Annotated in this window: 23 protein-coding genes, 1 tRNA gene and 1 pseudogene; 13 read left to right on the top strand and 12 right to left on the bottom strand. The window is 59.0% G+C overall.

Going from position 1 to position 25983, the window contains the following annotated elements; translation table 11 throughout:
- Together EGI20_RS08055 and EGI20_RS08050 are read right to left on the bottom strand one after the other, a co-directional pair.
- Positions 1-650: class I SAM-dependent methyltransferase (locus EGI20_RS08055; RefSeq protein WP_498631037.1), on the bottom strand; the 650-nt coding region annotated here is incomplete at its 3' end.
- A 116-nt stretch (positions 651-766) separates the two neighbouring features.
- Entirely contained in the window at positions 767-1375 is a 609-nt protein-coding gene (locus tag EGI20_RS08050) for a 3'-5' exonuclease (protein WP_498631036.1), read from the bottom strand.
- Positions 1376-1511: 136 nt separating this feature from the next.
- Between EGI20_RS08050 and msrP the strand changes: the two genes are divergently transcribed.
- Complete coding sequence (gene msrP, locus EGI20_RS08045; protein ID WP_498631035.1) at positions 1512-2444, top strand: protein-methionine-sulfoxide reductase catalytic subunit MsrP; 933 nt, start codon at positions 1512-1514, stop codon at positions 2442-2444.
- Positions 2444-3040: a protein-methionine-sulfoxide reductase heme-binding subunit MsrQ gene (gene msrQ / locus EGI20_RS08040; RefSeq protein ID WP_124735616.1), complete on the top strand. Its 597-nt coding sequence runs from the start codon at positions 2444-2446 to the stop codon at positions 3038-3040. The genes msrP and msrQ overlap by 1 nt, the downstream gene beginning before the upstream one ends.
- On the opposite strand, the gene EGI20_RS08035 is transcribed toward msrQ, so the two are convergent.
- Entirely contained in the window at positions 3037-3390 is a 354-nt protein-coding gene (locus tag EGI20_RS08035) for a tRNA-binding protein (RefSeq protein ID WP_124735617.1), read from the bottom strand. The two genes, msrQ and EGI20_RS08035, sit on opposite strands and share 4 nt — an antisense overlap.
- 135 nt (positions 3391-3525) lie before the next feature.
- Between EGI20_RS08035 and EGI20_RS08030 the strand changes: the two genes are divergently transcribed.
- The 3 genes and pseudogenes from EGI20_RS08030 to EGI20_RS08020 all read left to right on the top strand — a co-directional run bounded on the left by EGI20_RS08030 (position 3526) and on the right by EGI20_RS08020 (position 6360).
- Entirely contained in the window at positions 3526-4317 is a 792-nt protein-coding gene (locus tag EGI20_RS08030) for an enoyl-CoA hydratase/isomerase family protein (protein ID WP_220789482.1), read from the top strand.
- A 48-nt stretch (positions 4318-4365) separates the two neighbouring features.
- Positions 4366-4650, top strand: a pseudogene (locus EGI20_RS08025) (YbaN family protein); the annotation flags it as partial.
- The gene (locus EGI20_RS08020) at positions 4627-6360 is read left to right on the top strand and encodes an MFS transporter (RefSeq protein WP_498631038.1); all 1734 of its coding nucleotides are present in this window, start codon (positions 4627-4629) and stop codon (positions 6358-6360) included. The pseudogene EGI20_RS08025 and the gene EGI20_RS08020, both read left to right, overlap by 24 nt.
- Positions 6361-6378: 18 nt before the next feature.
- Here EGI20_RS08020 and EGI20_RS08015 read toward each other — a convergent pair whose 3' ends face one another.
- The 8 genes from EGI20_RS08015 to EGI20_RS07980 all read right to left on the bottom strand — a co-directional run bounded on the left by EGI20_RS08015 (position 6379) and on the right by EGI20_RS07980 (position 16122).
- The gene (locus EGI20_RS08015; protein ID WP_498631034.1) at positions 6379-7026 is read right to left on the bottom strand and encodes a hypothetical protein; all 648 of its coding nucleotides are present in this window, start codon (positions 7024-7026) and stop codon (positions 6379-6381) included.
- A complete protein-coding gene (ribD, locus tag EGI20_RS08010; RefSeq protein WP_498631033.1) occupies positions 7019-8128 on the bottom strand; it encodes a bifunctional diaminohydroxyphosphoribosylaminopyrimidine deaminase/5-amino-6-(5-phosphoribosylamino)uracil reductase RibD in 1110 nt (369 codons plus the stop codon). The genes EGI20_RS08015 and ribD overlap by 8 nt, the downstream gene beginning before the upstream one ends.
- A gap of 20 nt (positions 8129-8148) precedes the next feature.
- Positions 8149-8607 (bottom strand): transcriptional regulator NrdR, encoded by a 459-nt coding sequence (gene nrdR, locus EGI20_RS08005; protein WP_124735620.1) that lies wholly within the window; start codon positions 8605-8607, stop codon positions 8149-8151.
- A gap of 145 nt (positions 8608-8752) precedes the next feature.
- A complete protein-coding gene (locus EGI20_RS08000) occupies positions 8753-10138 on the bottom strand; it encodes a tryptophanase (RefSeq protein WP_498631032.1) in 1386 nt (461 codons plus the stop codon).
- Positions 10139-10548: 410 nt separating this feature from the next.
- Positions 10549-10638: transfer RNA gene (locus tag EGI20_RS07995), tRNA-Ser, on the bottom strand.
- 87 nt (positions 10639-10725) lie between these two features.
- Positions 10726-11616, bottom strand: a complete 891-nt coding sequence (locus EGI20_RS07990) for a DMT family transporter (RefSeq protein WP_498631031.1) — start codon at positions 11614-11616, stop codon at positions 10726-10728.
- Between the two features lie 78 nt (positions 11617-11694).
- Positions 11695-14313, bottom strand: a complete 2619-nt coding sequence (gene pepN, locus EGI20_RS07985) for an aminopeptidase N (protein WP_498631030.1) — start codon at positions 14311-14313, stop codon at positions 11695-11697.
- Positions 14314-14343: 30 nt separating this feature from the next.
- Positions 14344-16122, bottom strand: a complete 1779-nt coding sequence (locus EGI20_RS07980; RefSeq protein WP_498631029.1) for a M61 family metallopeptidase — start codon at positions 16120-16122, stop codon at positions 14344-14346.
- A gap of 387 nt (positions 16123-16509) precedes the next feature.
- On the opposite strand from EGI20_RS07980, the gene ccoN reads away from it, so the two are divergent.
- From ccoN to EGI20_RS07940, 8 genes are all read left to right on the top strand, one after another.
- The gene (gene ccoN, locus EGI20_RS07975; RefSeq protein WP_124735625.1) at positions 16510-17934 is read left to right on the top strand and encodes a cytochrome-c oxidase, cbb3-type subunit I; all 1425 of its coding nucleotides are present in this window, start codon (positions 16510-16512) and stop codon (positions 17932-17934) included.
- Positions 17935-17952: 18 nt separating this feature from the next.
- Positions 17953-18567: a cytochrome-c oxidase, cbb3-type subunit II gene (ccoO, locus tag EGI20_RS07970; protein ID WP_124735626.1), complete on the top strand. Its 615-nt coding sequence runs from the start codon at positions 17953-17955 to the stop codon at positions 18565-18567.
- 2 nt (positions 18568-18569) lie between these two features.
- Positions 18570-18761, top strand: coding sequence for a cbb3-type cytochrome oxidase subunit 3 (locus EGI20_RS07965; RefSeq protein ID WP_124735627.1), 192 nt, complete (start codon positions 18570-18572; stop codon positions 18759-18761).
- Positions 18758-19663: a cytochrome-c oxidase, cbb3-type subunit III gene (gene ccoP / locus EGI20_RS07960; RefSeq protein ID WP_498631028.1), complete on the top strand. Its 906-nt coding sequence runs from the start codon at positions 18758-18760 to the stop codon at positions 19661-19663. Before EGI20_RS07965 ends, ccoP begins: the two co-directional genes overlap by 4 nt.
- Before the next feature lie 149 nt (positions 19664-19812).
- On the top strand, positions 19813-21252 hold the full coding sequence (gene ccoG, locus EGI20_RS07955) for a cytochrome c oxidase accessory protein CcoG (RefSeq protein ID WP_498631027.1): 1440 nt from the start codon (positions 19813-19815) through the stop codon (positions 21250-21252).
- A gap of 7 nt (positions 21253-21259) precedes the next feature.
- On the top strand, positions 21260-21784 hold the full coding sequence (locus EGI20_RS07950; protein WP_124735630.1) for a FixH family protein: 525 nt from the start codon (positions 21260-21262) through the stop codon (positions 21782-21784).
- Positions 21781-22188: a YbaY family lipoprotein gene (locus EGI20_RS07945; protein WP_498631026.1), complete on the top strand. Its 408-nt coding sequence runs from the start codon at positions 21781-21783 to the stop codon at positions 22186-22188. Before EGI20_RS07950 ends, EGI20_RS07945 begins: the two co-directional genes overlap by 4 nt.
- Positions 22189-22503: 315 nt before the next feature.
- Positions 22504-23877 (top strand): peptide MFS transporter, encoded by a 1374-nt coding sequence (locus EGI20_RS07940; protein WP_498631025.1) that lies wholly within the window; start codon positions 22504-22506, stop codon positions 23875-23877.
- Between the two features lie 86 nt (positions 23878-23963).
- Here EGI20_RS07940 and EGI20_RS07935 read toward each other — a convergent pair.
- The coding region (locus tag EGI20_RS07935; RefSeq protein ID WP_498631024.1) for an AAA family ATPase at positions 23964-25983 on the bottom strand (2020 nt) is incomplete at its 5' end.

The raw sequence follows: 25983 nt of genomic DNA, 5'->3' as shown, positions 1-25983 counted from the left end.
TGCCAGCGCGGCTTGATCAGGCGCATACCGCGCTGGCGCTTGATCGCACTGAGACCATAGACCCCCGCAACCAAAGGCCAGCAACGATGGCCTACCCGCTCCATAAACTGCCAGTGGGCCAGCCAGTCCTGCCGGTCAAGCGGCGGGGCGTAGCACATGAATACGCTATCGGAGAGCTCGAACCCCAACAGTTCGAACCAGTCTTTCAAACGGGACAGGCGCAGAAAATTTCCGCTCCACGGCACCTTGCTGCGCCCCTGCAGCAGGCGACGCCCCCCCCAGGCCGAGAACGGATTGAAACCGGTCAACACCAGCCGCCCTTCCGGTACCAGTACCCGCTCGGCTTCGCGCAGCACCTGATGCGGATGGGCGGTGAAATCCAGCGTATGCGGCAATAGCAGCAAATCCAGGCTGCGGGAGTCGATAGGCAATTGCGCGGCATCACAACGTACGGCAACGGAGCCCGAATCACCGATACAGGCGCGCCATGGCATGCGGTTGGCACGCAGAAAATCATGGCCGGGTGCGCCAAACTGCAGCGCACGAAAGCCGAACGCATCGGCAACCGCCGCATCAAAATAGGCCTGTTCGCTCTGCAACAGATACTGTCCGAGCCCGCCCTCATCCAGCCAGCTTGAAAATGTGCCCATAACCGATTGCTTAAACCGCGTTAGCCGTACATGCCCCGCAGACATGCATCAGGCCATTATATCCGAAGCCGCCGCACGATCACCCGCCCCGCGGTAGCCGAGAGATAAAGGGTGTATCAGACGGATAGTCCCTGCAACCAGACTTCGACCTTGGCCGCCGGCTGCTTTTGCAACTTGCACAGCAAACCATGCGTCACCTCGGCCAGACCATAGTGTTGCTGCAAATGTGACGCCAGATAAAGTGCCAGATTGGCCGCCATTTCGGTGTCAGCCAAGGCGCGATGGGCGCGGCCGGTGTCGGGCAGGCCCAGATAGCGGTTAAGCGTACCCAGCTTATGATTGGGCGCTTGCGGCAACAAACGGCGCGCCAGCAGCATCGAGCAGGCAAAATCCTGCGTGCGGCGCTGCCCCAACAGGCCTAACTCGTAATCCCAGAATTTTTTGTCGAACGAGGCATTGTGCGCCAGCAAAGGCGTATTGCCGACAAAGCGGGCGGCCTCCTGCATCACCTCACTCGCCGGTGGTGCGCTTTTGAGCATGCGGTTGCTGATACCGGTCAGGCGTTCGATATCGGACGGAATCCACACACCGGCATTCATCAGGCTTTGATAGCGATCCACCATCTTCCCGTTTTCGACCAGTATCACCGCGATTTCGGTTGCCCGGCAGCTGGGGCCGGGGGAGAGTCCATTGGTTTCGAAGTCGATGACGGCAATACGTTCCATACTGTATGGGTATCCAGAATCAAGGCAGGAGCCGGCACTATGCCGCCTCATGCGCTAAAAGGCAAAACCACCCTACTTGCCAGCATTCTGCCACCCGACCAAACTGCATCACCGTTAGCGCAAGCGAAAGCACACCATGCCCCTGATCCGGTTAAGCGACCCCAGCGCCCCTCTTCCCTCCGAGATCACCCCGCAGGCGGTATATCTCGACCGCCGCCGCTTTCTGGCCACCGGCGCGGCCGGTGTGGCGGGCCTGCTCTTGCCAGAGGCGCACGCAGCCCCGCTCAAGGCAGCGCCAGGCTCTTATTCTCTGAAGGAAAAGCCCAACTCGCTGGACGAAATTACCCACTACAACAATTTTTACGAGTTTGGCAGCAGTAAGACCGACCCGGCCAAGTACGCGGGGCAACTTGTCGTCGATCCGTGGGCACTGAAAATCGGCGGCCATGTCGCCAGGCCGCTGACGCTGGACTACGACCAGCTGTTCCGTATTGCGCCACTGGAAGAGCGCATCTACCGTCTGCGCTGCGTCGAAGGCTGGTCCATGGTGATTCCGTGGATAGGCGTGCCGCTAGCCAGCCTGCTCAAGCAGGTGCAGCCAACCAGCAAGGGTCGCTTCGTGCAGTTTGTCACGCTGGAGCGCCCAAGCCAGATGCCGGGCCAGCGCACCGATTTGCTGCCGTGGCCTTATCGCGAAGGGCTGCGTATCGATGAAGCCATGAATCCGCTGACCTTGCTGGCTGTCGGCCTGTATGGCGAAACTCTGCCCAAGCAGAATGGCGCGCCCATCCGCTTGGTGGCGCCGTGGAAATATGGTTTTAAAAGCATCAAGTCCATCGTCGCCATCAATCTGGTCGAGCAGCAACCGACGACAACCTGGCAACAGCTGGCGCCCAATGAATACGGTTTCTTTGCCAATGTGAACCCCGAAGTCGACCATCCGCGCTGGAGCCAGGCCAACGAGCGCCGCGTCGGCGAGTTTTCACGGCGCAAGACGCTGATGTTCAACGGCTATGGCGAACAGGTGGCAGGAATGTACTCGAAACTGGATCTGAGGCGCTGGTTCTGATGGCAGCCCGCCCCTTGCCCCTCTGGGCCAAGCCCTTGCTTTTTGCCTTGTGCGCCGTGCCGCTGTTACATGCAGCCTGGCGGGTGTATCAGGGCGAGGCGGCCGATCCGGCCGATTATCTGACACGCGAAAGCGGCTGGTGGGCGCTGGCGCTATTGCTGGCAACGCTGACCATCACGCCGCTGGTCAAGCTGGGACACTGGCCGCAACTGATGCGCCTGCGCCGCATGCTGGGCCTGTATGCGTTTGCCTATGCCAGCGTACATCTGGCCATTTATCTGCTGCTAAGTGGTGGCGACCCCGCCATCATCGGCGACGACATCATGAAAAGCCCGTATATCGTGGTCGGCTTCAGTGCCTGGCTGTTACTGCTGCCACTGGCCATCACCTCGACCGATGGCTGGATGCGCCGCCTCAAACGCCGCTGGAGTCAGCTGCACCGGCTGATCTATCCGGCAAGCATGCTGGCCGTCATCCATTTCTGGTGGCTGACCAAATCGGATATGCGCCAGCCGCTGCTGTTCGCCCTGTTGCTGGGTGTGCTGCTTGTCTGGCGCGTATGGCGACACCGGACACAACGCACACGCGGCGCTTAACCGGCGCGTACGCCATTGGGCACGGCAAACTCGGGCTGGGCCAGCGCCGCCGGCAACAAGCCGTCGGCGTAGCCTATATCGAACATCATTCCTTCCGACATCACGCCACACATCTTTTTCGGCGCCAGATTCACTACAAACAAGGCCTGCAGGCCGGTCAGTGCTGCCGGATCGGCACGCTCCTGCTTGATGCCGCACAAAATGGTGCGCTGAAAATCGCCAAAATCGACGGACAACTGCACCAGCTTGTCGGAGCCGGCGACATCACTCACGGCACTAATCGTACCGCAACGGATATCGAGCTTGTCCAGATCAGCCAGCGTAATCAGGGGTTTGACGGCAGCGCTCATGATGATGACCTCGTGTGTGACAGCGAAGACCCCGACCTTAGCACGGCCTGCCACAAACAACCCGTTTGGTATATGCTGTGGCACAAAAAAACACGACACACGCAGCAGTACAACCAACAAGACACGGGGAATACGATGAACACCAGCATGATCAATTTTGAAATTCGCGACAGCATCGCCTGGCTGACACTCACCCGCCCGGCCGCCTTCAATGCCCTCAATACGGCGGGCATTATCGAACTGGGCGAAATCGCCAACCGCCTGTCGCACGACAAAAACGTGCGTGCGCTGGTGATCACCGGCAGCGGCGACAAGGCCTTTTGCGCCGGCGGCGATGTCAGCACTTTTGTCGAGCAATCGGCACGGGTGGGAGAGTTGCTGCAGGAAATGACCGATCCCTTGAACATCGCCGTTGCCCGCCTGATGCGGCTGGATATCCCGGTGATTGCCGCAGTCAACGGCGTGGCCGCCGGCGTAGGGCTGAGTCTGGTGGCGCTGGCCGATATTGCAATTTGCAGCGACAACGCGCGCTTTACCACCGCCTACACCCAGATCGGCTATACGCCGGATGGCGGCTCCAGCTGGCTGCTGCCGCGCCTGATCGGCCAGCGCCGCGCCATGGAGCTTTACCTGACCGGGCGCACCCTCTCTGCCGCCGAAGCGCTGGACTGGGGTCTGGTCAACCAGGTGGTCGCTGCTGATGCGCTGGCCGACACCGTGACCACCCTGGCACGTCGCCTGGCACAAGGGCCGACCCGCGCCTATGGCAAGGTCAAGGCCCTGCTGCTGGAGACGCATCAAAATACGCTGGAAAACCATCTGGCACTGGAGGCGCGCACCATCATCGCGCAAAGCCAGACCCGCGACGGCCATGAGGGCGTACGCGCCTTTGTCGAAAAGCGCAAACCCGACTTTCGCGGCGAATAAAGCGTGAACGGCAAGCACCCTGCGCAGCATCTGCATCGCTCGCGTACGCTGCGCATCGTGCTTGCCGCCTGCGGCTGTCTGGCCTTGCTGCTGGGTCTGGCCGGCGTTTTCCTGCCTTTGCTGCCGACCACGCCTTTTGTCTTGCTGGCCGCCGCCTGTTTTGCCAAAAGCTCGCCGCGCCTGCACCGTGCGCTACTGGCTCACAAGTTGGCCGGCCCGATCATCCGCGAGTGGCAGACGCACCGCAGCATGCCGCCCGGCGTCAAACCCTGGGCTGTTGCCCTGATCTGCCTGTCGTTCGGCAGCAGCATGCTGCTGATGCCTGACAATACGCATCGCCTGTTGCTGGCGGTCATTGCGGCCATCCTGCTTGGCTTTTTGCTAAGGGTACCGGTACGCGCGCAAGCCAAGCGTCCGCAAGCCGGTCCGGTTCTGCGCTTACTGGACAGCCATCTATTCGCGCTCGGGCGCGAGATGCGCCTAAGCTACCTGCCTCCTTTGATGGTCTATGTCGCCGCCGGCATTCAGGGGCTGACCGGCATTGTCGGCACCTTCTTCGTCAAGGACTACCTCGGGCTATCGGCCGAATTCCTTGCGGCACTGGGCTTCTGGGCCGGCATCCCCTGGGCGCTGAAAATGCCGCTAGGCCATCTTGTCGACCTGATGTGGCGACACAAGAACTGGCTGGTCTATCTGGGGGCGACACTGATTGCCATCAGTCTGTCCATCATGGCGCTGCTGATCGACCAGCGCGAAGCCATAGCGGCCATCATGCATGTCAATGCCTGGTATGTGCTGGCCAGCCTGTTGGCTCCCGTCGGTTATGTACTACAGGACGCGGTAGCCGATGCGATGACAGTCGAGGCCGTGCCGCACATCCATAGTAACGGCAGCCCTTGCCTGCCCGAAGAAATACGCCGCATGCACACGACGATGCAGACGCTGGGACGGGTAGCCATTATCGGCGGCAGCATTCTGGTCGCACTGGCCAATCTGTGGCTGTTTGACGACAGCGCCTCGCTGGCGCGCGCCGAACAGGCCGCGCTTTACCGCGATATTTACCTGATGGCGCTGGCCATTCCGCTGATTTCGGTCGCCGGTGTCCTGCTGGCAGGCCAGTTACAGCGCCAGCGGGTGAAAAAGCTGCGCCAGCACGGCCTGTCCGATCAGGCCATACGCGAACTGACGGCACACAGCAGCGGCTCCACCGAGATCAACTGGAAACTGCTGGGGGGCAGTGCGGCATTTGTTGTGTTTACCCTGCTGATGGGCATGTCGGAAGCCGCCTACGGACAAGAGGCCATTTTTGCCGGTTCGCTGCTGATTATTTTGCTGCTGATGGCACGCCTGACCCGTGTACTGGCGCCAGAGGCCAGGCGCACGCTGCTGGGTACTGCGCTACTGATCTTTATGTTCCGGGCCGCCCCCGCCCCCGGTGCCGGGGTCACATGGTGGAGCATAGACACGCTGGGATTCGACGCCCACTTCTTTGCCATCTTGTCGCTGATCGGCAGCGTGCTGACGCTGGCCGGCATGTTTGCCTTGCGCCGCTTTATGGCCGAGCGCTCGATGCAATACATTATTGTCTTTCTCACCCTGGCCCAGTTTCTGCTCTCGCTGCCGACGCTGGCGATGAGTCTGGGGCTGCACCAATGGACCGCTGCCCATAGCGGCGGCGTGATCGATGCCCGCTTTATTGCACTTATCGACACCGCCTTGTCCTCGCCCCTGGGGCAGATCGCCATGATTCCCATGCTGGCATGGATAGCCAACTCGGCGCCCGCAGAGCTGAAAGCCACCTATTTTGCCGTAATGGCCTCGTTCACCAATCTGGCCCTCTCGGCCAGCGAACTGGGCACCAAATACCTGAACCGTGTCTTTACCCTGACACGCGAGGTACGCAACCCTGCCAATGGGGTGCTGGTCACGCCCGCCGACTACAGCGAGCTGACCGCACTACTGCTCGCCGCCATGCTGATCGGCGTACTGCTGCCGCTCTTGGCTGTTGCCGCCACACGCTGGCTGCGCCTGAAAACCGAATAAACCCCGGCGCAAGGTGCGCTATGCCTGCAGACGGCGTGCGCGCGCATGCGGAAAGGTCAGCCAGTAGTAATAGAATTCCCGCGAAATATGCAGAAAATCATCGCGCCACACCTGTGCTCCCGGCTGCAGCAGCATGCCGTCCACCGCCATGCGGTAGCTGTCCGCATGATGCAACTGGTCCCGCAGCAGAAATAGCAAAGGCTTGATCAGCGCCTCATACTGCTCCAGCAGCCGGGCATCGACACCATTTTCATACAGCTCACCCAGATAGATTTCCAGCGCTGGCGGAAAGTCATCAAAGCCGCTTTGCACCATCTGAGCCTGCAATTCGGATAGCGAGCCGGCCAGGGGAACGCTCGGATGAAGCGTGGTAAAAAAGCCGCCGCACGCATTTTTGCGCGCCAGCCGTGCTACATCACCCAGCCAGAAATAGTAATACTCGCGTGCTGTTGCCAGTACGGCCGGATGCTCCGCCGCCTCGCAATGCTCAAGCAATGCATCCACCGCCTGGCGATAATGATCCGGCTGCAAAGGCAGGCCTTGCAAACGGGCATTCAATGCCGTCAGCAGTACACGTCGGCGCGAGCACACGGCAGGCTCCGCCCCCTTGCCGGCCAAAAGCTGTAAATAAGCCTGCAGCGCGACCGCCAGATATGTTTTATCCACCGCTTGCCCTCACACTGATGCCCAGCGTCAGACGCATGTCCACCCCCACCTGGCGCGCATCGCGCCACGTCAGTTGTTGTTTATCCGCCAGGCTTTGCAACTCAGGCCAGGCAAACAGGCCGCGCGCCGTATCGCCGATCAGGCAAGGTGCCAGATACAAGACCAGCTCATCGACCAGAGCCGCCGCAACCAGGGCACCGCCCAAACCGGCCCCGGCTTCGACCATCAACTCCCCCACGCCACGCGCCGCGAGCGCCGTCATCAAGGCGGCAAGATCAACCCGCCCCCCCACACCCGGCAAGGCCAGGACTTCAACCCCATGCACCAGCCATGGCTGATGACGTGCCGTGTCGCTGACCGCCGTCACCAGCAGGGTCGGCGCCTCCGGCCCGTAAATGCGCGCGTCAGGCGATGTCTGCAGCGCGCCGTCGACCACCACCCGCAAGGGCTGGCGTGCCGTGGCGATCTCGCGGACCGTCAATTGCGGATTATCGGCCAGCACCGTGCCACTACCGGTGAGAATGGCACAGGAGCGCGCACGCAGCGCCTGCACATCATGGCGTGCCTGAGGGCCGGTAATCCACTGGCTTTGCCCGTTCAACAGCGCCGTCTTACCATCCAGACTGGCTGCGGCCTTGAGCGTGACCCATGGCCGCTCGCGGCTCACGCGCGACACAAAGCCCTTGTTAAGCTCAGCAGCTTCGCTGGCCAGCAAACCGGCGGCGGTATCGATGCCGGCCGCAGCCAGCATGGCCAAGCCCCGTCCGGCCACCTCGTGATAAGGATCGACCATAGCCGCCACCACACGCGTGACACCGGCGTCGATCAAGGCCTGTGCGCAAGGCGGCGTGCGACCGTGATGGCTGCAAGGCTCCAGCGTGACATAGGCGGTCGCGCCGCGTGCACGCGCCCCCGCCTCGCGCAAGGCAAATACCTCGGCATGCGGCTCGCCGGCACGCACATGCCAGCCCTCGCCCACCACAATTCCATCGCGCACCAGCACGCAGCCCACGCGCGGATTGGGCGTGGTGGTATTCAGCCCCAGCGCAGCCAGACGCAGGGCCTGTTGCATATACAGATGATCGGCAGCACTAAACGACATGACAGCTCCTGCGACCGGACTTACTCGGCCGACTTCTCGATTTCCTTGATGGCATCGGTAAACTCGGAGATATCCTGAAAGCTCTTGTAGACCGAGGCGAAACGCACATAAGCCACCTTGTCCAGCTTGGACAGCTCGTTCATCACCATCTCGCCTATCGCGCGCGAGTCGATCTCGCGCTCACCCAGTTGCAACAGACGCTGACAGATGCGGTCGATGGCGGCATCCACCAGCGTGGTCGGCACCGGGCGCTTGTGCAGCGCGCGCAAAAAACTGGTCCTCACCTTGGCCACATCGAATTCGGCACGATGGCCACCGCTTTTCACCACCTGCGGCATACGCACATCGGCATTTTCAAAAGTGGTGAAGCGTTTTTCGCACAATAGGCAACGGCGACGGCGGCGGATGCTGGTGCCATCCTCGTTCACGCGCGAATCAATGACCTGGGTGTCGGCATGGCCGCAAAATGGACATTTCATGGTTCAACAACCCGCTTAATTGCAATAAGCGAATCTTATCAGTTATATCGGTATGCCCCAATGCGGATCAGCCCGCATTGCACACCGCATGCAAAATGCCGCCCATGAAGGGCGGCAGCAGGGCAGGCAAAAGCACACTCGCCAGTTAGTTCGGCTTCAGGCGCGCGGTAAAGTGACGCAAAATGGGCGGCTCGTACTCGAAATCCAGCCCGCGCACCGAGGACGCACGCGCCAGCACATCAATCAGGCAGTCGGCGATGTAATCCATATGGTCGTTGGTGTAGACGCGGCGCGGGATGGTCAGGCGCATCAATTCGAACGGCGACGCTTCCTGTTCGCTGCTTGCCGGATTGCGTCCCAACAGCAGCGAGCCGATCTCGACGGCACGGATACCGCCCTCCAGATACAGCTCGCACGCCAGCGCATGCGCCGGAAACTGGCCGGCCGGGATATGCGGCAGCATCTTCTTCGCGTCGACAAACACCGCATGCCCGCCGGTCGGCGTCTGGATCGGCACCCCGCCGGCTGCCAGGCGCTCGCCCAGATACGCGACCTGAGCGATACGGTAATCGAGATACGCCTGCTCCATGCCCTCTTTCAGACCGATGGCCATCGCCTCCATATCGCGCCCGGCCAGTCCGCCATAGGTGACAAAGCCCTCCATCGGCACGCAGCGCACCTGCACCGCACGGACCAGGTCGACATCATTTTTAAAGCAACACAGTCCGCCGATATTCACCAGCGCGTCCTTCTTGGCCGACATGGTGAACATATCGCCGTAACCGAACATCTCGCGCACGATGTCGGTAATCGCCACCGCGCGGTAGGCAGAGTCGCGCTCGCGAATAAACCAGGCGTTCTCGGCAAAACGCGCCGCATCGATTACCACCGGCACCCCGCGCGAGCGCGCAAGCACACTGGCGTCACGGATATTGTCCATGGACATCGGCTGACCGCCGGCGCTATTGCAGGTAATGGTGATGATCAGGCCGGCGGCGTTGTCGCCCGCCTCGTCCAGCACCGCTTCCAGCCGCGCCAGATCGAAGTTGCCCTTCCAGTCGTAAGGTGTGGTGGTGTCGAACGCACGCGCGTCGAGCACGTTCAGCGCCCGCCCTCCGGCCATTTCCACATGCGCCTTGGTGGTGTCGAAGTGGTAATTGGACACGAATAGCGGCGCAGCGCCACGGCAGCGCTTCACCAGCTCGGGAAACAGGATCTGCTCGGCGCCTCGCCCCTGATGCGTAGGAATGGTGTGAGCATAACCGAACACCTCGGCCACCGTCGCCTGCAAATGCTTGAAGTTGCGGCTGCCGGCGTAGGCCTCGTCGCCCATCATCAGGCCGGCCCACTGCCGATCCGACATCGCGCCGGTACCCGAGTCGGTCAACAGATCGATATATACGTCTTCTGCATCGAGCAGGAACGGATTCCAGCCGGCCTCGGCCAGCTTGGCACGACGATAGTCGGGTGTGGTCTGGCGGATAGGCTCCACCATCTTGATACGGAACGGTTCGGGAATGCGTCTGGCCATGAGTTTCTCCCTGCCGCACGGCATGTGCGGTCAGTGTGTCGTGTTTGATCAAGCGATATCCGGCCATGGGGCCGTCAAACAGAAGAAAACTCAGGCGCGCGGAAAATCATCGGCCAGCATGGGGTCTAGTGTGACCCAGCTAGGCGCATGGTGAGCGGATGGCAAAGACAGGGAAGCCGAAGCAACGGCGTTCATAACCCTTCCTTTTTGGGTGGAATCTGCATGCACAAAAAATAGCGGGCAAGCAAATATGACCAAGCAATCATGCCGGCAAACCGGTCACCCTGTCAAAAAAGCAAAGCGCACGATTGAAAAAGAAGGGGAAGACGCTGAAAAAACAATGCTGGTCAGCCGCGGGCAAAGGCAGAAAAGCAAAAAGCCCCGAAATTCGGGGCTTAGCGCTGTGGTACTGGCGGAGAGATAGGGATTCGAACCCTAGTGCGGCATACGCCGCCCACTGATTTCGAGTCAGGGCCGTTTAGCCTCTCCGGCATCTCTCCGCGATCAGTAGGGACGCATTATAAGCAAGCAGAATCGAAGGCGTCAACCATTTTTTCAAATTGGCTTTCAATCAATTTTTATCGCACTTAGCCCAACTTGCGCTCACGCCACAAGGTCACCCCGGCGAGCAGGCCCAGTGCCAGCGTCACCAGCCCCATACCGAGCCCCTCGGCCAACGTCGGCACTTCGCCCAGCGCCAGCCACGCCATCATGACCGCCACGGCAGGAACGGCCAGGATATTCAAGCCGGCCATACCGGCCGACAAGCGCGTCAGCAGGCTCATCCATGCCAGCCAGCCCAGACCGCCAGCCAGCACACCGGCAAACAAAGAGACCCACAACAAGGGCCACGAGAACACCAGCGGCTGCGCCGGAAAGAGCGGCAACAGTAGCAACAAGGGTACGGCACCCCACAGCATTTGCCAGAAGGTCAGCGCCAGCGTGTCGACCTTATGCTGGGTTCTGAGTTTTTTGGCGATGATAGCCGCGATAGCCCATACCAGGCCGCCGCCAATGGCCAGCACATCGGACAACCAGCTACCGGACAGGTTCCACGGTTCGAGAATCGCCAGCAGGCCGGCAAAAGCCAGACCCACCGCCAGCCATTGCACTTTCAGCAGGCGCTCGCCCAGATAAACACGCGCAAGCAACAGCGTCCAGAACGGCATGGTGTAGCACAACACCGACACCTTGCCCGCCCCGCCGGCAGCCAGCGCCAGATTGGTCAGCAGTACAAAGCCTGCCGTCTGGGTCAGGCCCAGCAAAAAGGTCGGCACAAAAGGCGGTGGACGCAACGAGCGCTTGCTTAACAGCAAAATGACGCCCAGCGTCGCAATAGCCAGCACGGTACGCAAGAGGCCCAACTGGGCGGCGCTGGCATAGGCCAGCCCCAGCTTGGTGACGATCCAGTTCCCTCCCCACACCAGCCACAAAAAGGCGAGGGTCAGCACACCGGACATCGAATAACGCTTGGACATGAATGAAATACACAATAAAAAGGACGGGCCATGCCCGTCCGGGGTTAAGCGGCCACCTGGCAAGGCGGCCGGCATCAATCAGACATCCAGATTCTTGGAGACGATTTCGTAAACATCACGCGATAGTTCAGGCTGCGCCAGAATACGCGCAAGCTCGGCACGCATCAGCGCGCGCCGCTTGGGCTCAAGCTTTTGCATGCGGTTGAACACCTGAACCAGACGGCTGGCTACTTGCGGGTTGAAAGCATCAACCGCCAGCACCTGATCGGCCATAAAGCGGTAAGCCGAACCGTCGGAGGCATGAAAAGCCGCCATATTACGCCCGAAGGTACCAAGCAGGCTTCTGGCCTTATTGGGGTTTTTCAGCGAAAACGCCGGATGGGCCAGAGCCGCCTGCACCTGTTGCAGGGTGTCCGGCCGCTGCGCGCTGGCGATAAAGGCAAAATACTTGTCCATCACCAAGGCTTCCTGCCGCCATTGCCGGTCAAAAGCCTCCAGGCACTCGCGTCGCGCTTCACTGTCATGATCACGCAAAGCGTTCAAGGCGCCGATCTGGTCCGACATATTGTCGGCCACCAGATACTGCGCCTTGGCGCTTTCCACCGGCCAGGCATCAGGCAAACGGCACAGCATGGCCAATGCCAGGTTTTTCAGCTGGCGCTGACCGGCGTCTTGCGGCCGGTAGCTACGCGTCTGGTTCAGCTTTAGCGTTTCGTGCCACTCGCCACGCAACGACTTAGCCAGCTGCGTCAACAAGCTCTCGCGCACCGCATGGATATGCGCAGGATCGGCCTCGTCCACCATCTCGAGAATATCCGCCTCGCCAGGCAAACTCAGCATCAGGGCTTTAAACGCAGCGTCCAGCGTCAAATCCGTCAGGATGGTACGCATTGCCGCGACCAGACTCTCCGGCAAGCGCAGTTCACGCCCGGCGAGCGCATCACCCAGCAGGCGCACAAACACCCGCTCGGACAGTTTTTGCCCCGCTTCCCAGCGGCAGAAGCTGTCGCTGTCGTTTGCCATCAAAAAAGCCAGTTCGTCGTCGCGCCAGTTGTAGTCCAGCTTCACCGGGGCGGAAAAACCGCGCAACAGCGAAGGAACAGGCTCGCTGTCTATGCCGGTAAAACGGAAGCTCTGGCTTTGCGCCTTGACATCCAGCACCCGCGTGCCGACCGTCGCCACATCCTCGCCTTCCAGCTGCAGGGGCAGGTCCTGACCATCGCGCCCCACCAGACCCAGCGCCAGCGGAATATGCAAAGGCAGGACATCAGCCTGCCCTGGCGTGTGCTGCGTCACCGTCAGGCTGTATACCCGGTCGGCAGCATGATACTGGCTGCTCACTTTCAATACCGGCGTACCGGCCTGGCTATACCACAGGGCAAACTGGTCCAGATCCGTTCCGTTTGCGTCCGCCATGGCCGCACGGAAGTCGTCACAGGTCACCGCCTGGCCATCGTGGCGCTTAAAGTAAAGCGCCATGCCCTTCTGGAAGCCCGCTTCACCCAATAAGGTGTGATACATGCGCACCACTTCGGCACCCTTCTCGTACACCGTCATGGTGTAAAAGTTGTTCATCTCGATATAAGACGCCGGGCGGATGGGGTGGGCAGTCGGGCCGGCATCTTCCGGAAACTGCAGCGCACGCAATGACTTCACGTCTTCGATACGCTTGACCGCGCGACTGCCCAGATCGGCCGAAAACTCCTGATCACGGAACACCGTCAGCCCTTCCTTGAGCGATAGCTGGAACCAGTCGCGGCAGGTTACGCGGTTGCCGGTCCAGTTATGGAAATACTCGTGACCGATCACCGCCTCGACGCCCTCGAAGTCGGCATCGGTCGCCGTATCCTGCCTAGCCAGCACATACTTGGTATTGAAGATATTGAGGCCCTTGTTCTCCATCGCCCCCATATTGAAGTCGCCAACAGCCACAATCATATAGATGTCGAGGTCGTACTCGAGGCCGAAGCGCCGCTCGTCCCACTGCATAGCATGCTTGAGCGAGGCCATGGCATGGTGCGATTTATCCAGATCGACCGGCTCGGTCCATACTTCCAGCGCAACAGCACGGCCACTACGGGTGGTAAAGCTGTCTTTCAGTACGGACAGGCGGCCGGCGACCAGGGCAAACAGATAGGCTGGCTTTTTATAGGGGTCAACCCACTTCACCCAGTGACGCTTCTTGTCCAGCGTGCCCTCGCCCACCTTGTTGCCATTGGACAGGAGAACAGGATAGGCCTGCTTGTCGGCGATGATGGTGGTGGTGAACTTGGCCATCACATCCGGACGGTCGAGGTAATAGGTGATTTTTCTAAAGCCCTCGGGCTCGCACTGGGTAAACAGATTGCCGCCAGAAGCATACAGGCCCATCAGGCTGGTATTGGCGGCGGGTTCCAGCTCGGTTTCCACTTCGAGAATAAAGCTGTCCGGCACATCGGCAATCGTCAGCGTCTCGCCTTGCAGGCTATAGCGCGACGCATCCAGCTTGTCGCCATCCAGCAGTAGCGAAACCAGCCTGGCAGAACCGTCCAGCACGAGAGCGCCCTCTTGCCCGCCGCCCAGCTTGCGTCGCATCACCAGACGCGATTTAACGCGCGTAGCCATTTCGCCCACGTCAAAAGTCAGATCAACCTTGTCGATCAAAAAATCCGGTGCCTGATAATCGGCTAAATACTTGATATCTCTTTGTGTACTCACGCTTTGTCTCCCGCGCTGTTGACGCGCTTGTTACTCAAGCCAGCTACCACCGTCGTTTTGCAACAGCAGGCGGCAAGTATCGGCAGCCCCGCCTTGCAGGGCAATCTCGAATTCCATTAGTTCATCGCGCCGAAACGCGTGGATGCGGACTTTGTCGCCAGGGCGATAGCGCGACAGCGTCTTCTCCAGATCACCGACTTTCACGCCATCCAGCGCCAGCATCACATCACCAGATGACAGGCCGGCCGCTTGTGCCGCGCCACCATCCCACACCTGCAGCAGGCGAACGCCCAAAGGATCGGACACGGATTTTACCCCGAGAACAGCACGCAAGGATGAGCAAGGCATCATCTCTACCACGCCGCCACGGTCGCTAGCCGAATCCGACGGCGTCAACATAAACGCAACCCCCGCGTCTGCCAGCAACTCGGCCAGTGGCAATTCGGCACAGCTTCTGAGCGCCAGATCAAAAAACGGTTTCAGATCCAGAGCGCTCACCTCGCCGGCCAGTGTCTCCCATTCTGTCTCGCCCACCCCCTGGCCATCCTGCTGATGGCGCGACCATAAGGCGCGCATCACATCATCCAGCGAACAGCGCCCGGCCGTATCACGCCGTATCAACAAATCCAGCGCCAGCGCGGCCAGCGCACCTTTGGCGTAATAACTGACGATGGCGTTGGGACTGTTTTCGTCCTGCCGGTAAAACTTGGTCCAGGCATCAAAACTCGACTCTTCCAGCGTCTGCTTTAAGCGGCCACTGCCACGGGCAACGGCCGTGACGGTCTTGGCCAGCAGCCCAAGATAGCGCTTTTTGTCGATCAGGCCGCTGCGCACCAGCGTCAGATCATCGTAATAAGAGGTCACGCCTTCAAAGGCCCACAGCAGGCGGGTGTGGTTTTCCTGCGTCAGATCGTAAGGCGTAAAGGCGGCCGGCTTGATCCGCTTTACATTCCAGCTATGAAAGTACTCATGGCTGATCAGGCCCAGCAACTGCACATAGCCGTCACTCAGGCTGTCATCCCCCTGCAGCGGCAAATCATCGCGTCCCGCCATCAGCGCGGTACTGTTGCGATGCTCCAGACCGCCGTACACATCGCCACCAACAAAGAGCATAAAAAGATAGCCGGCAAAGGGCGCCACTGCGCCGAACAGACGTATCTGGTATTCACAGATCCGCTGCGTATCACGCGCCAGACGCGCAAGGTCGGCGTGATGATGGCGGCCGGAGACAATAAAACGGTGCGGCACGCCACAGGCAGTAAAGCAAACTTCCTCGAAACTCCCCATTTCGAACGGGTGATCAATCAGCGCATCGTAACTGTCCGCCAGATAACAGCCGAAACCGGCCTGATCGATATCCAATGCAGGCAAGGCACTCGCCAGTTTCCAGTTGCCGGATACCGACTCGGGCGCGCCAATCTCCAGACGGTGCGGCTGCGACTCCTGACCCACTACGGCCAGACACAGGCTGGACGCATTAAAAAATCCGCGCTCAAGGTCAAGGTAAGCACCGCGTACCGACAGATCAAAGGCATATACCTGATAGTTCAACACCAAGGGGCCGGCACAAGGCTCGACCTGCCAGCTGTGTTTATCCAGCTTGGTCACGCTCAATGCTCGCCCAGCACTATGGGCACTGAGCGCCACGATATGCCGGGCAAAGTCGCGGATCATATAACTACCGGGTATCCATGCCGGCAAACGCAGAACCTGCCCGTTTGCCGCAGGCTCATCCACGCTCAGCGTCACGGCAAAAAGGTGGGCGGCAGGCTGGGCGGCAACGATGCGATAAGAAATGGAAGACGTCATGGATTAAAAATTCCTGTGGCAGGTAAGGAATAAGCCCCGCTGGCGGGCCACTGATGCAAAAGTTTGACCTGCATCAACAAGCAGACAAAATATGACAATACAATTCAAATTGTTTTATTGCCGGATGATTTTGGATTGTCTTGCAGATAAAGGCTGAAAACAGCTACTGCATTGCACAAACCAGTCTGGCCGGAAGCTTGCCAATTGGATAGAATGTCGAACTGTTACAAGGCATCCCTTTGTGCTGTCAGGGGCAATATCACCCCGGCCAGTACACCGGCAAAAGCAGGGCATCGCACATAATGGCAACATTAAGCATAAACGTGAGACGCATAGCTTAATGGATGACATAAAAACGTTTTAGTTCGCAACTTTGGAGAATCGTTAATGGAAACGCAATCCACTTATAACTATAAGGTGGTGCGCCAGTTTGCCATCATGACCGTCGTGTGGGGTATCGTCGGCATGCTGGTAGGCGTAATCATTGCGGCCCAACTTGTCTGGCCAGACCTGAATATCGGACCCTGGCTACACTTTGGCCGCCTGCGCCCCCTGCACACCAATGCCGTGATTTTCGCCTTCGGCGGCTGCGGCCTGTTTGCCACCTCGTACTATGTCGTACAACGCACCTGTAACGTCCGCCTGATTTCGGACAAGCTGGCTGCCTTTACTTTCTGGGGCTGGCAAACCGTCATCGTTCTGGCTGCAATCACCCTGCCACTGGGCATTACCCAGGGCAAGGAGTATGCAGAACTGGAATGGCCTATCGATTTGCTGATCACCGTGGTCTGGGTTGCCTACGCCATCGTATTCTTTGGCACCATCGGCATCCGTAAGGTCAAGCACATCTATGTCGCCAACTGGTTCTACGGCGCATTCATTCTGGCCGTGGCCCTGCTGCACGTAGTCAACAGCATGGCGATTCCAGTCAGCCTGACCAAGTCCTACTCGGTCTACGCCGGTGCCGTCGATGCCATGGTGCAATGGTGGTATGGCCACAATGCCGTGGGCTTCTTCCTGACCGCTGCCTTCCTCGGCATGATGTACTACTTCGTGCCTAAGCAAGCCGGCCGTCCGGTCTACTCCTACCGCCTGTCGGTAGTGCACTTCTGGGCACTGATCTTCACCTATATGTGGGCGGGCCCGCACCACCTGCATTACACCGCCCTGCCGGACTGGACCCAGTCTATCGGTATGGTGTTCTCGCTGATTCTGCTGGCACCTAGCTGGGGCGGCATGATCAACGGCGTGATGACCCTGTCCGGCGCCTGGCACAAGCTGCGCACCGACCCTATCCTCAAGTTCCTGGTGGTATCGCTGTCGTTCTACGGCATGTCGACCTTCGAAGGTCCGATGATGTCGATCAAGACCGTCAACGCGCTGAGCCATTACACCGACTGGACCGTTGGCCACGTGCACTCCGGCGCACTGGGCTGGGTAGGCTTTATCACCATCGGCTCCATGTACTACCTGATCCCGCGCCTGTTCGGCCGTGAGCAAATGCACAGCATCAAGCTGATCGAAGCACACTTCTGGATGGCAACCGTGGGCGTGGTGCTCTACATCGCCGCACTGTGGATCTCCGGCGTGATGCAGGGCCTGATGTGGCGTGCGCTGAACCCGGATGGCACCCTCACTTACGCCTTTGCTGAAGTGGTGAAAGTGACCTATCCGTACCACTTCGTACGTCTGCTGGGTGGCGCCCTGTATCTGGGTGGTATGTTCCTGATGGCTTACAACGTGTACCGCACTGCGGTTGCCGGCAAGCCGTTTGATGCCAAGATCCCTGCCGCTACCGCGTCGGCTCACTAAGGGCTGAAGGAAACAAACATGGAAAAGATCCAGAAACTGATTGAAGAAAAGGTCGGCTACCTGATCGTACTGACCCTGATGGTCATCAGCGTGGCTGCATTGGTGGAGATTGTTCCACTGATGTTCCTGAAACAGACCACCGAGCCGGTGGCCGGCGTCAAGCCTTACACCGCGCTGCAACTGGCCGGTCGCGACATCTATATCCGCGAAGGCTGCTACAACTGCCACTCGCAGATGATCCGTCCGTTCCGTGCCGAAACCGAACGCTACGGCCACTACTCGGTTGCCGGTGAATCGGTCTACGACCATCCGTTCCAGTGGGGCTCCAAGCGTACCGGTCCTGACCTGGCGCGTGTAGGTGGCCGTTACTCCGACGAATGGCACCGTGTTCACATGATGAATCCGCGCGATGTGGTGCCGGAGTCGAACATGCCGTCCTTCCCGTGGCTGGCGAAAAACCTTGCTGATGCAGCCATCGTGCCAGGCAAGATGGAAGCACTGCGCAAGGTTGGCGTACCGTACACCGATGCCGAAATTGCTGCCGCAGCAGCAGAAGTCGAGGGCAAGTCCGAAATGGATGCGCTGATTGCTTACCTGCAAGGCTTGGGTCTTGCGCTGAAGAACACCCGCTAATCATGGAATGGGTCAATTTTTCTCGCAGCCTGTATACGCTGGCCTGCTTCACGATTTTTCTCGTGATTCTGATCGGCGCCTACAGCAAGAAGTCCAAACAGCGCTATGAAGAGGCAGGCATGCTGCCCTTCATGGATGACGAGCATATGCCGGATAGCCCATCCGGCCAGGCTTCCAAGGGAGTCAAGCAATGAGTAATTTCTGGAGTACCTATATCACGGTCATCGTGGTAGCCGGCATTATCTGGGTGACTTTCGTTCTGTTCACGCAGTCGCGACAGAAGGTCAACAAGGCAGGCGAAGCGGAAGACACCACCGGCCACCGCTGGGATGATGATCTGGAAGAGTACAACAACCCGCTGCCACGCTGGTGGATGTGGATGTTCTACCTGACCATCGCCTTCGGTATCGGCTACCTGACGCTCTACCCGGGTCTGGGCAACTGGAAAGGTCTGCGTAACTGGACCTCGGTCGGCCAGTACAAGGAAGAAGTGGCGCAGGCGCAAGCCAAGTACGAGCCGCTGTATGCCAAGTACCGCAGCATGGATGTCAAGGCGGTCGCAGCTGACCCGCAGGCGCAGGAAATGGGCAAGCGCCTGTTTCAGACCTACTGCGTACAGTGCCACGGTTCGGATGCACGCGGTGCCAAGGGTTTCCCTAATCTGACCGACAACGACTGGCTGTGGGGCGGCAGTACCGAAGCGATTCACGCCACTATCGCCGGTGGCCGCCATGGCCAGATGCCGCCATGGGGCGCTGCCTTCGGTGAGGAAAAGGTTAAGGACACCGCCAACTACGTACTGTCGCTATCGGGCAAGAAGCATGACACCGAGCGCGCCACACGCGGCAAGGAAGCCTTCAATACCGTTTGTATCGCCTGCCATGGCGCTGACGGCAAAGGCAACCAGGCAATGGGTGCACCTAATCTGACCGATAGCACCTGGCTGTATGGCGGTACTGAAAAGACCATCATCCAGACCATTACCAACGGTCGCCAGAACCAGATGCCGGCATGGAAAGACTTCCTCGGCGACGACAAGGTGCACGTACTGACCGCCTATGTCTGGGGTCTGTCCAACAACACCAAGGCGCAATAACGCCCTGCAGACAACTGCCCGCTTCGGCGGGCAGTTATTTTTAGCCCATCAATATATATTGCGATATAATAAATAGACATTCATCAAGTGGATTGCGCAAAGCCCGTCTGCCTGGCGGGCTTTGCGAAACCCTCTTACAGGAAGCTGAAATGTCCGACTCGCTGCGCAAGATCCCCATCAAGGTCGAGCAAGGGACTCCCTCCCCCAAAGAACCGGAAACCCGCTCGCTATACGAAGCCCAGAAGAAACTCTACCCCAAGAGCGTCAAGGGGATCTTTGCCAACTGGCGCATCCTGTTCATTCTCGGCACCCAACTGGTTTTCTTCGGCATGCCCGGGCTGCAATGGAACGGACGCCAGGCGGTGCTATGGGACATGGTCAACCGCAAGTTCTATCTGTTCGGCCTGACCATCTGGCCACAAGACTTCGTCTATCTCGCAGCCTTGCTGATGAGCGCGGCATTCGGTCTGTTCGTATGGACAACCATTGCCGGGCGTCTGTGGTGCGGCTATGCCTGCCCGCAGACGGTGTACACCGAAATCATGCTGTGGATAGAGCACTGGACCGAAGGCGACCGCAACCAGCGCATGAAGCTGGATAAGGAAGCGATGAGCGCGCGCAAGTTCCGCATCAAGCTGACCAAGCACAGCCTGATGATTGCATTTTCCTTGCTGACCGGCTTTACCCTGGTTGGCTGGTTTACCCCCGTCCGCGATCTGGTCGCTGCCCTGCCCACTTTCGACTTCGGTCCATGGGAAACCTTCTGGATCTTCTTCTACGCCGGTTTTACCTATCTGTTCGCCGCCAAAATGCGCGAGCAGGTATGCAAATATATGTGCCCGTATGCCCGCTTCCAGAGCGTGATGTTCGACGAAGATACGCTGGTCATTTCCTATGACGAGAAGCGCGGCGAAACGCGTGGCGCACGCAAGAAGGGAACTGATGCCAAAGCTGCAGGTCTGGGAGACTGTATCGATTGCAAGCAGTGCATCCATGTATGCCCGGTCGGCATCGACATCCGCGACGGCCTGCAATACGAGTGCATCGGTTGCGCCGCCTGCATCGATATCTGCGACGAGGTGATGGACAAGATGGGCAGCCCGCGTGGCCTGATCCGTTACACCACCGAAGCAGCTCTGGAGGGCAAGTACCCGGAGTCGGCATTCTGGAGCCGGCTCAAGCGCCCGCGTGTGGTGATGTATGCACTGGTGCTGGCCATCGTACTGGGCTCGGCCCTGACATCGCTGGCGCTGCGCCAGCCATTGAAAGTCGATATCATCCGTGACCGGGCGTCACTGGTACGCGAAACCGACGATGGCTTACTGGAAAACAGCTACAGCATTCGTCTGATCAATGTCAGCGATATGCCGATCAAGCTGGAAATCAGCGTCGAGGGACTGGAAGGCATCAAACTGGTCAGCGACCAGCAAAAGCTGACCTTGGCGCCCATGGCCAACGAACTGATTCCGGTACGGGTACAAGTCGAACCGGAACACGCACCGCAAGGCAGTCACAAGATCAAGTTCGAGATCAAGGCGCAGGATGACTCGTTCGAGATCGAAGAAAAATCCAGCTTCATCGGGGAGTAAAGCAAGCATGCAGAAAACCACCGGGGCCATGCGCCCCTGGTATAAGGAGCCCTGGGCACTGGGCCTATTCTCCGGCCCGGCCATCGTCGTCGTCGCCGGCGCCATCACCCTGTGGCTGGCCGTGGTGTCGGATGACGGCATGGTCAGCGATGACTATTACAAACAGGGCAAGGAAATCAATATGGAGCTGCGCCGCGATGAGGCGGCGGCAAAGCTGGCCCTCACCGCCCAAGTGCTGATCAGTCCTGATATGAGGGCGGTGCGCATCCACACGACGAGCCAGGCGACACTGCCCGATACGCTGCAACTACGCCTATTCCATCCTGCACGCGAAGAACAGGATCAGCTCGTCATGCTCAAGGCCACCGCCCCCGGCCAGTACCAGGGCACGCTTAAGCCTGCCAATGCCAACCACTGGTATTTGCGTCTGGAGGACACCGCCAACCAGTGGCGGATACAAGGCGAATGGCGTCCGCTGGAAAGCTACTCGGTGCTGCTGGGTACACCCAAGCTGGAAGCAGTGGAGCCATGATGCGCGGCAAGATCTGGCTTTTGGCACTGGTCATGCCGCTCCTAGCCGCCTGCGCCACGCCATCCAGCTATCAGGCAGCACAGCTGGAAGGCACGGTCGCCTATAAAATACGTCTGGCGTTGCCGCCAGCCAAAACCCGGGCCGAGATACGTTTACTGGATATCTCGCGCGAAGGTGCACCTTCGGTGATATTGGCCGAGCAAATCCTCGAACAACCCAAGGGCTTTCCGCTGCCGTTCTCCCTGCGCTACGACAAGCCGGCTCTCCGTGCTGACGGCCGTTATGCACTGGAGGCACGTATCTATCTGGACGGCCAGTTGCTGATGAGCAGCAAGCAGCAAGTCGAGGCGTTGCCACAAAATGGCCAGGCACCAATCATCTGGGTAGACCCGGTCGGTAACTGAATCTGCTTCAGCACTCACATCAAACGGGGCTTTCGCCCCGTTTTTTTCTGTCATCCCCCCGAGTGCAGCACAAACTGCTACATGGCAAAAAATAATATATAAAACAATTCGTTAAAAACAATAACCATCCCAATCCCGCTTATAACCCACCTAAACGTACAACACCCAAAGCAAATAAATCTTCGTATTTAATTATTTAATGTTGAACTAACAAGTTGAATCATGGTATTTCTGAAAACAGAAGCCAGCGCTATAACACCACACATCAAGCTGGCACATAAAGACACACAGGGTTAGAAAAAAGGATAAAACGACATGCTTCGCCAGCACCCCAAGGGGCTCTATCTTTTGTTCGCCACAGAAATGTGGGAACGCTTCAGTTATTACGGCATGCGCGCCCTCTTCGTACTGTTCATGGTTAACGCCCTGATGTACGACAAGGTGCAAGCGTCCGAAATTTACGGTTCGTTTACCGGTCTGGTCTATTTCGCACCGCTATTGGGTGGCTACATCTCCGACCGCTTCTGGGGCAACCGCCGCTCCATCGTGGTGGGTGCGCTATTGATGGCAGCCGGCCAGTTCGCCATGTTCACGTCCGGCCTGTTTCACACCAATGCCGCTCTCGCGACACCATGGCTTTATGGCGGTCTGGGTCTGCTGATTGCCGGTAATGGCCTGTTCAAGCCCAATATCTCGTCCATGGTCGGCCAGCTCTATCCGGTCGGCGACAAGCGCATCGATTCGGCCTTTACCATTTTTTATATGGGCATCAACGCAGGCGCCCTGTTGGCCCCGCTGGTATGCGGCACGCTGGGCGACACCGGCAATCCGGACGACTTCAAATGGGGCTTCCTGGCTGCCGGCACCGGCATGCTGATCTCGCTCTGCCTGTTCCTGTTCTTCAAGGACAAGCACCTCGTCACGCCGGAAGGCACCGCCATCGGCATGGCACCGGTGTCCAAGCTGGACGCCTCGGGCAAGGCCATCAAGCATGAGCCGCTGACCCATATCGAGAAACAGCGTCTGGCTGTGATCATGATTCTGTCGGCCTTCGTGATCTTTTTCTGGTCGGCATTCGAGCAGGCTGGCGCTTCGCTGACTTTCTTTGCCGCTGAGCAGACCAACCGCAATGTGCTGGGCTTTACCATTCCGGCCTCCTACTTCCAGTCGATCAACCCGATCTCCATCGTGCTGTTCGCACCGGTATTTGCCTGGCTGTGGACCAAGCTGGGCAATCATGGCGTAGAACCAAACTCGCCGATGAAAATGGCGATCGGCCTCTTGGTCCTGGCGCTGGGTTATCTGGTTATCGCCTTTGGTGTCAGCGGTGTCACGCCAGACACCAAGGTCAGCATGATGTGGCTGGTCAGCCTCTATATGCTGCATACCTTTGGTGAGCTTTGCCTGTCGCCTATCGGCCTGTCGCTGGTGGTCAAGCTCTCGCCTGCCCGCCTGACTTCGCTGATGATGGGTATCTGGTTTGTTTCCAACGCCGCTGCCAACAAGTTTGCCGGCATGCTGTCCGAGCTGTACCCGGAACCTGGCAAGCCGGTACCGCAGCTGCTGGGCTATGCAGTCAACAACCTGCACGACTTCTTTATGTTGTTCGTATTCATGGCAGGCACCGCCGCGCTGATTCTGTTCGCGCTGTCCAGCACGCTGAAAAAGATGATGCATGGCCTGAGTTAAGTCCGGCATCGGCATTGCCGTACCGACTAAAAAAGGGGGAGGCGCAAGCCTCCCCCTTTTTTATGCGCCTAATTTATCCATACCGCTCAGGCAAACACCAGTACCCCATCCTTGGCGTCGATATGCACCACGGATTTGGGCAGATAGCGCCCGGCCAGAATGGCTTTGGATAGCGGATTTTCCACCTCGCTCTGGATGGCTCGCTTAAGCGGACGCGCACCATAAACAGGATCGAAACCGGCTTCGGCCAGCAGACTCAAGGCTCCATCCGACACCTCCAGCCCCAGCTCCAGCTTTGCCAGACGCGCCTCCAGACTCTTGAGCTGGATGCGGGCGATAGACTTGATATGGCGCTCGTCCAGCGCGTGGAATACCACCACCTCGTCGATACGGTTGATGAACTCGGGACGGAAATGCCCCTTGACCTCGGCCATCACGGCCAGCTTGATGACCTGATAGTCATCGGTCGCCATGGCCTGGATCTGCTCGCTGCCGATATTCGAGGTCATCACCACCACCGTGTTCTTGAAGTCCACGGTACGCCCCTGCCCATCGGTCAGACGGCCATCATCCAATACCTGCAGCAGGATATTGAACACATCCGGATGCGCCTTCTCCACTTCGTCCAGCAGGATCACGCTGTAAGGCTTGCGCCGCACCTGTTCAGTCAGATAGCCCCCCTCCTCGTAACCGACATAGCCCGGAGGCGCACCAATGAGGCGGGCAACCGAATGTTTCTCCATATACTCGGACATGTCGACGCGGATCAGATGGTCTTCACTGTCGAACAAAAATCCGGCCAGCGTCTTGCATAGCTCGGTTTTGCCCACCCCGGTCGGCCCAAGGACCAGGAAGGAGCCATAGGGCTTGTTCGGGTCGGACAGACCGGAGCGCGAGCGGCGGATAGCATCGGCAACGGCCGTCGCGGCTTCATCCTGCCCCACCACGCGCTGATGCAGCACGTCTTCCATATGCAGCAGCTTATCGCGCTCACCGGTCAGCATCTTGGACACAGGGATACCGGTCATGCGGCTGATCACCTCGGCGATTTCATCGGTGCCCACTTCGGTGCGCAGCAGGCGATGTCCTTCAACCGCCATATCGCTTGTCTCTTCCGCGACCTTAAGCTGCGCCTCCAGCTGAGGCAGACGCCCGTATTGCAGCTCGGCCAGCTTCTGCCAGTCGCCCTTGCGCTTCAGCTCTTCCATCTCGTTTTTGAGTTTGTCGATTTCTTCCTTGATGCTCTGGCTGCCCTGCTGCGAGGCTTTCTCTGCCTTCCAGATCTCCTCCAGATCGGAATAATCCTTGGACAGGCGCGCAATCTCCTCTTCAATCAGCGCCAGACGGCGCTGCGAAGCCTCATCGCTCTCGCGCTTGACCGCCTCGCGCTCGATCTTAAGCTGGATCAGGCGTCTATCCATCTTGTCCATTTCTTCCGGTTTGGAGTCCAGCTCCATCTTGATCCGGCTGGCCGCCTCGTCAATCAGGTCGATCGCCTTGTCCGGCAAGAAGCGGTCAGTGAGATAGCGGTGCGACAACTCCGCCGCCGCCACAATGGCCGGATCGGTAATATCGACCCCGTGGTGGATTTCGTATTTCTCTTTCAAGCCGCGCAAGATGGCGATGGTGTCTTCCACGCTAGGCTCGTCCACCAGCACCTTCTGGAAACGGCGCTCCAGTGCGGCATCTTTCTCTATGTATTTGCGGTATTCGTCCAGCGTAGTCGCGCCCATGCAGTGCAGCTCGCCACGCGCCAGCGCGGGCTTGAGCATATTGCCGGCATCCATCGCGCCCTCGGCCTTGCCCGCGCCGACCAGCGTGTGGATCTCGTCGATAAAGACAATGGTGTTGCCTTCATCTTTGGCCAGATCGGTCAGCACCGCTTTTAGCCGCTCTTCAAATTCGCCGCGGAACTTGGCACCGGCGAGCAGACTGGCCAGATCCAGCACCAAAAGTTTCTTGCCGCGCAGGCTGTCCGGCACCTCGCCATTGACGATACGCTGCGCCAGACCTTCCACAATGGCGGTCTTGCCCACCCCCGGTTCACCGATCAGCACCGGATTATTCTTGGTCCGGCGCAGCAAGACCTGAATCGCACGGCGGATT

Source organism: Aquitalea sp. S1-19, from assembly GCF_024343515.1.
Note: the sequence above shows the minus strand (reverse complement) of the source record. Positions and strands in the feature narration are given on the sequence as shown.

What these genes read in the sequence shown, in the direction of transcription:
- EGI20_RS07980 (WP_498631029.1), bottom strand. Translation starts at nt 16,122, where the DNA reads ATGACGTCTTCCATTTCTTATCGCATCGTTGCCGCCCAGCCTGCCGCC.
- EGI20_RS08020 (WP_498631038.1), top strand. Translation starts at nt 4,627, where the DNA reads ATGCTGCTGATGCCTGACAATACGCATCGCCTGTTGCTGGCGGTCATT.
- ribD (WP_498631033.1), bottom strand. Translation starts at nt 8,128, where the DNA reads ATGTCGTTTAGTGCTGCCGATCATCTGTATATGCAACAGGCCCTGCGT.
- EGI20_RS08030 (WP_220789482.1), top strand. Translation starts at nt 3,526, where the DNA reads ATGAACACCAGCATGATCAATTTTGAAATTCGCGACAGCATCGCCTGG.
- EGI20_RS08050 (WP_498631036.1), bottom strand. Translation starts at nt 1,375, where the DNA reads ATGGAACGTATTGCCGTCATCGACTTCGAAACCAATGGACTCTCCCCC.
- msrQ (WP_124735616.1), top strand. Translation starts at nt 2,444, where the DNA reads ATGGCAGCCCGCCCCTTGCCCCTCTGGGCCAAGCCCTTGCTTTTTGCC.
- ccoP (WP_498631028.1), top strand. Translation starts at nt 18,758, where the DNA reads ATGAGTAATTTCTGGAGTACCTATATCACGGTCATCGTGGTAGCCGGC.
- EGI20_RS08035 (WP_124735617.1), bottom strand. Translation starts at nt 3,390, where the DNA reads ATGAGCGCTGCCGTCAAACCCCTGATTACGCTGGCTGATCTGGACAAG.
- EGI20_RS07950 (WP_124735630.1), top strand. Translation starts at nt 21,260, where the DNA reads ATGCAGAAAACCACCGGGGCCATGCGCCCCTGGTATAAGGAGCCCTGG.
- ccoO (WP_124735626.1), top strand. Translation starts at nt 17,953, where the DNA reads ATGGAAAAGATCCAGAAACTGATTGAAGAAAAGGTCGGCTACCTGATC.
- EGI20_RS07940 (WP_498631025.1), top strand. Translation starts at nt 22,504, where the DNA reads ATGCTTCGCCAGCACCCCAAGGGGCTCTATCTTTTGTTCGCCACAGAA.
- ccoN (WP_124735625.1), top strand. Translation starts at nt 16,510, where the DNA reads ATGGAAACGCAATCCACTTATAACTATAAGGTGGTGCGCCAGTTTGCC.
- ccoG (WP_498631027.1), top strand. Translation starts at nt 19,813, where the DNA reads ATGTCCGACTCGCTGCGCAAGATCCCCATCAAGGTCGAGCAAGGGACT.
- EGI20_RS07945 (WP_498631026.1), top strand. Translation starts at nt 21,781, where the DNA reads ATGATGCGCGGCAAGATCTGGCTTTTGGCACTGGTCATGCCGCTCCTA.
- msrP (WP_498631035.1), top strand. Translation starts at nt 1,512, where the DNA reads ATGCCCCTGATCCGGTTAAGCGACCCCAGCGCCCCTCTTCCCTCCGAG.
- EGI20_RS08000 (WP_498631032.1), bottom strand. Translation starts at nt 10,138, where the DNA reads ATGGCCAGACGCATTCCCGAACCGTTCCGTATCAAGATGGTGGAGCCT.
- nrdR (WP_124735620.1), bottom strand. Translation starts at nt 8,607, where the DNA reads ATGAAATGTCCATTTTGCGGCCATGCCGACACCCAGGTCATTGATTCG.
- EGI20_RS07965 (WP_124735627.1), top strand. Translation starts at nt 18,570, where the DNA reads ATGGAATGGGTCAATTTTTCTCGCAGCCTGTATACGCTGGCCTGCTTC.
- EGI20_RS07990 (WP_498631031.1), bottom strand. Translation starts at nt 11,616, where the DNA reads ATGTCCAAGCGTTATTCGATGTCCGGTGTGCTGACCCTCGCCTTTTTG.